This window comes from Protofrankia sp. Cj3, from assembly GCF_917627355.1.
GTDB lineage: Bacteria > Actinomycetota > Actinomycetes > Frankiales > Frankiaceae > Protofrankia.
The window spans coordinates 22,003-27,733 of sequence record NZ_CAKJTR010000041.1; the positions used below are offsets into that span (position 1 = coordinate 22,003).

Genomic DNA, 5,731 nt, shown 5'->3' on the forward strand with positions numbered 1-5,731 from the left:
TCCTTCTACATCGATGGGCAGTGGACGACACCCCTGTCGGAGACGACTACCCCGATCATCGAGGCCGCCACCGAGCAACGGCTCGGTGACCTGCCCGAGGCAGGCGCCAAGGAGGTGGATCTGGCGGTGGCTGCCGCCAGGGCGGCCCAGCCGGCCTGGGATGCAACTCCGGCCGTCGAGCGGGCCGGCCTGCTCGAGCGGCTCGCCGGGGCGGTCGAACGCCGCTCGAAGCAGATCAGCGAGATCGTCTCCCGGCAGAACGGCATGCCGCTGGCGTTGTCCGCCTCCGCCTCCGCCTCCGCCAACGTCCGCGCCGTGGCTGGCACACTGCGGTACTACGCGGCGCTGGCGCGCGGTGGCTTCGCCGACCAGGAGCGCCCGGCGCTGGCCTATCCCGGCACGGTGCGCCTGCAGCGGCGCCCGGTCGGGACCGTCGCGGTGATCGTGCCGTGGAACTACCCCCTCGGGCTTACCGCGATGAAGCTCGGGCCGGCGCTGGCCGCCGGCTGCACCGTGGTGCTCAAGCCCGCCCCGGAGACGTCGCTGGATGCCGCCTACCTCATGGAGGCAATCGAGGAGGCCGGCATCCCCGCGGGCGTCGTCAACCTGATCACCGGTGGCCGGCAGACCGGTGACCTGCTCATCAGGCATCCCGGCATTGACAAGGTCTCCTTCACCGGCTCGACCGCCGCCGGCCGGATCATCTCGAAGAGCTCATCACCACCTATCCGTTCACGGACATCAACCGGGCGGTAGCCGATTCCGTCGCCGGCGTCACCGTCAAGCCGGTGCTCGTCTTCTGATCCGAGCATCGACCGGAACATCGACCGGAACGTGGACGGGCTGGCCGCCGGCCGCGGGAACCAGGCGCGGCGCTGTCCGGGTCGACTGCGATCGTGTAGCGGCGGACCAGCGTGGCGACAACCTTGAAGCACGCCGCGTCATAATCAAGGTTGTGGCGTAACCCTGATTATGGAGGCTGCTCAAGATGGCTGAGCTCCTACGGCGGCGCTGGGAAAGCGATCTCGGCGCGGGTCTGTCCCGGCGGGACCGACTCGGTTGCGACTACGAGGCGTACCTGCCGGACCCGCTGGTCGGCCGGAAGTGGCGTCTCGACGCCGCAACGGCGGCGGATGTCGCTGACGCCGAGGTCGCAATCAGCCGCCTCGACCGCGAGGCCGCTGCGCTACGAGGCACCGAGGTGCTGGCGCGCATCCTCCTGCGGGCCGAGTCAGTCGCCTCGTCTCGGATCGAAGGGCTCGAGGTCGGCGGCCGACGCCTCCTGCGAGCCGAGGCGGCACGCGGGTTCGACGAGCCCGCCACCGACATCACCGCAGTCGAGGTACTGGCCAACATCGACGCAATGGTGCGTGCAACCGAACTGGTCGGTGTCGGTGATCCCATCACGATCGCGTCTCTGCTTGACGTCCACGAGCGTCTGCTCGCCGCCGGCCACCTGGAGCGGCACGGCGGCAGGCTTCGAACCGAACAGAACTGGATCGGCGGGAGCGGTTACAACCCGTGCTCAGCCACGTTCGTCCCGCCGCCACCGGAGGCTGTGCCCGGCCTGCTCGAAGACCTCTGTGCATTCTGCGCCGACGACACTCTTCCGGCCGTCGCCCAGGCTGCCATCGCGCACGCGCAGTTCGAGACGATTCACCCGTTTGTCGATGGTAACGGGCGTACCGGCCGCGCGCTGATCCACATGGTGCTGCGGCGCCGCGGTCTCGCCGCAGGCGTCCTGCCCCCCGTCTCCCTGATTCTCGCGACCTGGTCGCGTGCGTACCTTGCCGCGCTGGCCGCAGCCCACTACATGGGTCCCGCGACCTCCGACGAGGCACAGGTGGCGACCGACTCCTGGGTCGCGCTGTTCGCCGCCGCCTGCACCCGAGCATGTGCGGACGCCGTCGACTTCGAGCGGCGTCTCGAGTCGCTTCGCGATGACTGGCTCCGCAGGGCCGGCCCCGTACGCACCCATTCCGCTCTCGAGAGCATCCTGCGCCTGCTGCCCGCAGCGCCGGTGCTCACCGTCCGCTCGGCTGCCGCCCTGTCTGGTCGAAGTCTGCAGGCAACAAACGAGGCAATCAATCGGCTTGTCAATGTGGGTGTTCTCCGCCAGATCACAGTAGGCCGCCGCAATCGTGCGTTCGAGGCATCCGAGGCCATCGAGGCATTCGCGTACCTTGAACGACGCCTCGCCAGCCCAGCAGGCGAGACCATCGTCAGCCCGCCCAGCCGCCGCGTACCCCAGAGGCCATGATCCATCCGGAGGGCAACGGTCACCTCCGCTGAGGCTGCGGCCTTCCTTGCCTTCTTGTGGTCGCGGATCTTGTTGCAGCTCTGATGATTAACGATGTCAGCTGCCGACAGGTAGCTCCCCACCTCGCCGAACGGTGTCGTGGCCTCTCGCCAGTCCGGCGCGTCGACACCGAGCTGCGGCCGAGGCGACGTGGGCCGCCAGGTACGGGTGGCCCCAGAATCGAGGGTGGTGCCTCGTCGTCGCGACACCATGTGTCGACCTGTCGACCTGTCGGACGCACCGACCGATCAGCCGCGTCTGGCTGGCGCAGCGGATCCGGCTGGCACGCTACGCTGACAGCGGGACAACGGGTCCGGGGGCCGCCGAGCCAGGGAGGTGCGTCGTGACCGCGGAGATCGTCCCTCCCGCCTGGATGCACCAGCAGATCACAGCGGAGCTGTACGACATGCTGTCCGAGGAGCAGTCCAGGGATATCGAGATTGTGGACGGGATGGTGGTCATGGTCCCGAGCGCGTCCCTCCAACACAACCGGCTTGCCAAGAAGCTGGCTGTCGCGATGGAGGCCGCGGGGGCACCGGAGTGGTTTGCCGATCTTGACTTCGATGTCCGGCTCCACGACGTGCCGCTCACCGTGCGTCGACCCGACATCGTCGTGTACCGAGCAAGCACGGTCGGGGTCTCGCCGATGCGCCCCGAGAACATCCTGCTGGTTGGTGAGGTGGTGTCGCCGGGCTCGGAAACCACCGATCGCGTCTTCAAGCCGGAGCAGTACGCCTCGGCCGGCATCCAGTTCTACTGGCGGATCGAGCAGTCCGCGGCCGGTGTCCCGCTCGTTCACACCTACGTGCTCGATCTGGCCGCGCGAGCCTACCGGGCTGGCGATGTTCACGCGGGTGTGGTCGAAGCCGCCACTCCATTCCCCGTGAAGATCGACCTCACCCAGCCATAGCACCAGCACGGCCGCGGAGTACTGACGAGGGCCGTCAGCTCAGGCGGTTCCTGCCCTGGCCGCAGCTTTCATCTGCTTCGTGCGTGCCACGGCGTAGTCCGCCGACCTGCGCCTATCTGGCCGGTATGCCTCCTGACCTCGGTGAACACGGTCTGATCTGGGCAGAAGCTTCGCCGTGATCGTCACGGGTGTGGTCCTGATGAGTCTCCCGGAATCCAACTGTTGACCGTGGTCCATGGGCATATGGCGGGCAGAACCCGGGCAGGATCATGAGGCGTCAGCGGGGCTGAGACCAAGGATGCTCGTTGGCAAGCAGAGAGCACCGGTGTCCCAGAGGATCACCGGAGGGTACCGAACAACGCGAGATCCCAGTCGCGGCGCACGGCGCGCTCGAATGCCTTCCCGCGCGCCAGCGGCCAAGTGCCCTGGTGGGCGCGAGCCTGCCCACCTCACGTTGAGTTTTCCAGTCAGACATATGCCTGGTCGGACGTGTCGTGCTCGATGCGGGGGACGCAATCGCGGCTGTCAGTTGTCGGTCTGCGTCTCCCATGCGGATCGGCTGATGGCGTACACATGCTGATTTTTACCGTGCAGGAACTCGGTGTGGTGGTAGGTCTCGCTGATCTTCTCGGCGACTCGGATCGACCTGGTGTTGTCGGCGTCGATGACGGAGACGACCTGATCGACGGCCAGCCGGTTGAAGGCGAACCGTAGCGAGGCTCGCCCGGCCTCCGGTCCGAACCCGCGGCCCCAGTGCGGTCGGGCGATGAACCACGCCGCCTCGACGCCGGGCCAGCCCGGCTCGTTCCACAGCCCGGCCCGGCCGACCAGCTCACCGGTGGCCGTTTCCACCACGGACCACAGCCCGTACCCCCACAGCGCCCAGTGCCCGAGGGTCGTCGCCATGTTCCGCCAGGTCGCGGACCGGTCCGCGGGACCCCCGAGATAGCGCATGAACTCCGGATCAGCCCACATGGTCGCGTAGTTGTCGATGTCCTCCGGTGCGATGGCGCGCAGCGTCAGACGCTCGGTGACGATCGTGGGGATGGCAAAGGTGGTCACCAGGTCGCCGCTCATGCCTTGGTGCCAGCGGTCAGTGCGGGGCGGGCCTGCCGTAACCGCTCGGTGAAATCCCGCACCGCCGGAATCGACCGGTGAGCGGGCATGAACATGGCATCCAGGTGGCGAACCCGTTCGGCGACCGTGTACGTATGGTTCGTTGAGAGCGCTGTGAGAACCTGTATGCCGACGGCCGCAGCCGCATCAGGTTCCGGCGCTGGTCGCAGCAGATGCGCCATGGCGAGGGTGAGCACGGCGTGCTGTTCTTCCTCGGCGGAGAAGTCCCCGCTGCGGTTCTGATAGCCGCTGATCGCCAGCGGTGCCCATTCAGCGACGGCCGTAGCGTCCCCGAGCCGGGCTGCGATCCCGGCGCGGAACATGGCCACCGCGGCATCACCGACCGGTGTTTCCCCCGGCGCCGGGCGGAAGTCACCGGCCGTCGCCTCCATCCGATCCAACGCCGCCCGCGCCGCCACGACGTCCCCGTTTGCGGCATGCGCCCTGGCCTCGTAGGCGGCCATGCGGGCACGGACGTAGGGATGGTCCCAACGCGCCGCGCCCCGCAGATGATCCAGAGCGGCCGTGTACCGACCCGTGTAGTAGGCGATCGACGAGTGCAGCGCGGCCACCGACGCCGCAAGGACCGGTTCCCCGGCTTCGTCGGCGTAGTGCCCGGACAGCATCGCGAACCGGCGGGCCGAACGCATGTCACCGGTGTTGAACGCCAGCCGGCCGAGGAAGAAGACGAATTGCCCGCCGAGCAGGGTTACCCGCGCCCGGGCCTGTCCTGCCGTCCGGCTGTCGAGGATCTGCTCAACCTGCCGCCAGCGGTCCACGACCCGGGGCAGTAGGGCGACATGGGGCACCGACGTGTACACCACGGCGATCTCGTCGACGTCGGCTTCCAACTCGGCGAGCGTCAACGCGCCCGGGTCTGCTGTCGAGATCCGCTGAAAGGTCTCGGCAGCGAGTGCCGACGCCGCGGCGAGCGCACCCATCCCCAGCATTTGCCGCCGGTCCGTGGAACTCACCTCCCCGCCGTCAGGTTCGCCGATGCCGTGTCGCGCCCGGTGGATCCACGCACGGAGCTGCACCAACTCTCCACCGGCACCCACCGCGGTGTCGATGGCCTCCACGACCACATCGGACGGCAGAAACCGGCCAGCTTCGGCCCGACTGATCCCAGCCCGGTCCAGGTTGGTACGCCGAGCGAGCTCGGCCAGACTGTGCATGCCCGCGGCAAGGCGTAACGCGCGGATACGCCCCGCGAGATGCGCAACCGCAGCCTGATCGTCCACCCGTGCCCTCCTGTCCAGCATGACGACACATGCGTGAGGCGTGCGTGACGATGCCTTCACGGGGTCACAGCTAGTGGGGTGGCCACCAAGGTTCGCCGGATCGGCGACGCCGGCACGACAAGGGTTTTCGATCCCCTCGGCCCAACCAAGGTTCGTGGCCATCCC

Annotated in this window: 5 protein-coding genes; 3 read left to right on the forward strand and 2 right to left on the reverse strand. The window is 68.2% G+C overall.

The window, feature by feature from the left end:
* From MJ783_RS08060 to MJ783_RS08070, 3 genes are all read left to right on the forward strand, one after another.
* Positions 1 to 756 (forward strand): aldehyde dehydrogenase family protein (locus MJ783_RS08060; RefSeq protein WP_239309670.1); only part of this gene is annotated, 756 nt, incomplete at its 5' end.
* Positions 757 to 988: 232 nt separating this feature from the next.
* Positions 989 to 2,260: a Fic family protein gene (locus MJ783_RS08065; protein WP_239309672.1), complete on the forward strand. Its 1,272-nt coding sequence runs from the start codon at positions 989 to 991 to the stop codon at positions 2,258 to 2,260.
* Positions 2,261 to 2,642: 382 nt separating this feature from the next.
* Positions 2,643 to 3,209 (forward strand): Uma2 family endonuclease, encoded by a 567-nt coding sequence (locus MJ783_RS08070; RefSeq protein ID WP_370651535.1) that lies wholly within the window; start codon positions 2,643 to 2,645, stop codon positions 3,207 to 3,209.
* A 525-nt stretch (positions 3,210 to 3,734) separates the two neighbouring features.
* Here MJ783_RS08070 and MJ783_RS08075 read toward each other — a convergent pair.
* Both MJ783_RS08075 and MJ783_RS08080 read right to left on the reverse strand, forming a co-directional pair.
* A complete protein-coding gene (locus tag MJ783_RS08075) occupies positions 3,735 to 4,286 on the reverse strand; it encodes a GNAT family N-acetyltransferase (protein WP_239309674.1) in 552 nt (183 codons plus the stop codon).
* A complete protein-coding gene (locus MJ783_RS08080) occupies positions 4,283 to 5,566 on the reverse strand; it encodes a helix-turn-helix transcriptional regulator (protein WP_239309675.1) in 1,284 nt (427 codons plus the stop codon). The genes MJ783_RS08075 and MJ783_RS08080 overlap by 4 nt, the downstream gene beginning before the upstream one ends.
* Positions 5,567 to 5,731: the final 165 nt, after the last annotated feature.

Bases quoted from the DNA above. Each gene is read 5' to 3' on its own strand.
- MJ783_RS08075 (WP_239309674.1), bottom strand. From the start codon at position 4,286: ATGAGCGGCGACCTGGTGACCACCTTTGCCATCCCCACGATCGTCACC.
- MJ783_RS08065 (WP_239309672.1), top strand. From the start codon at position 989: ATGGCTGAGCTCCTACGGCGGCGCTGGGAAAGCGATCTCGGCGCGGGT.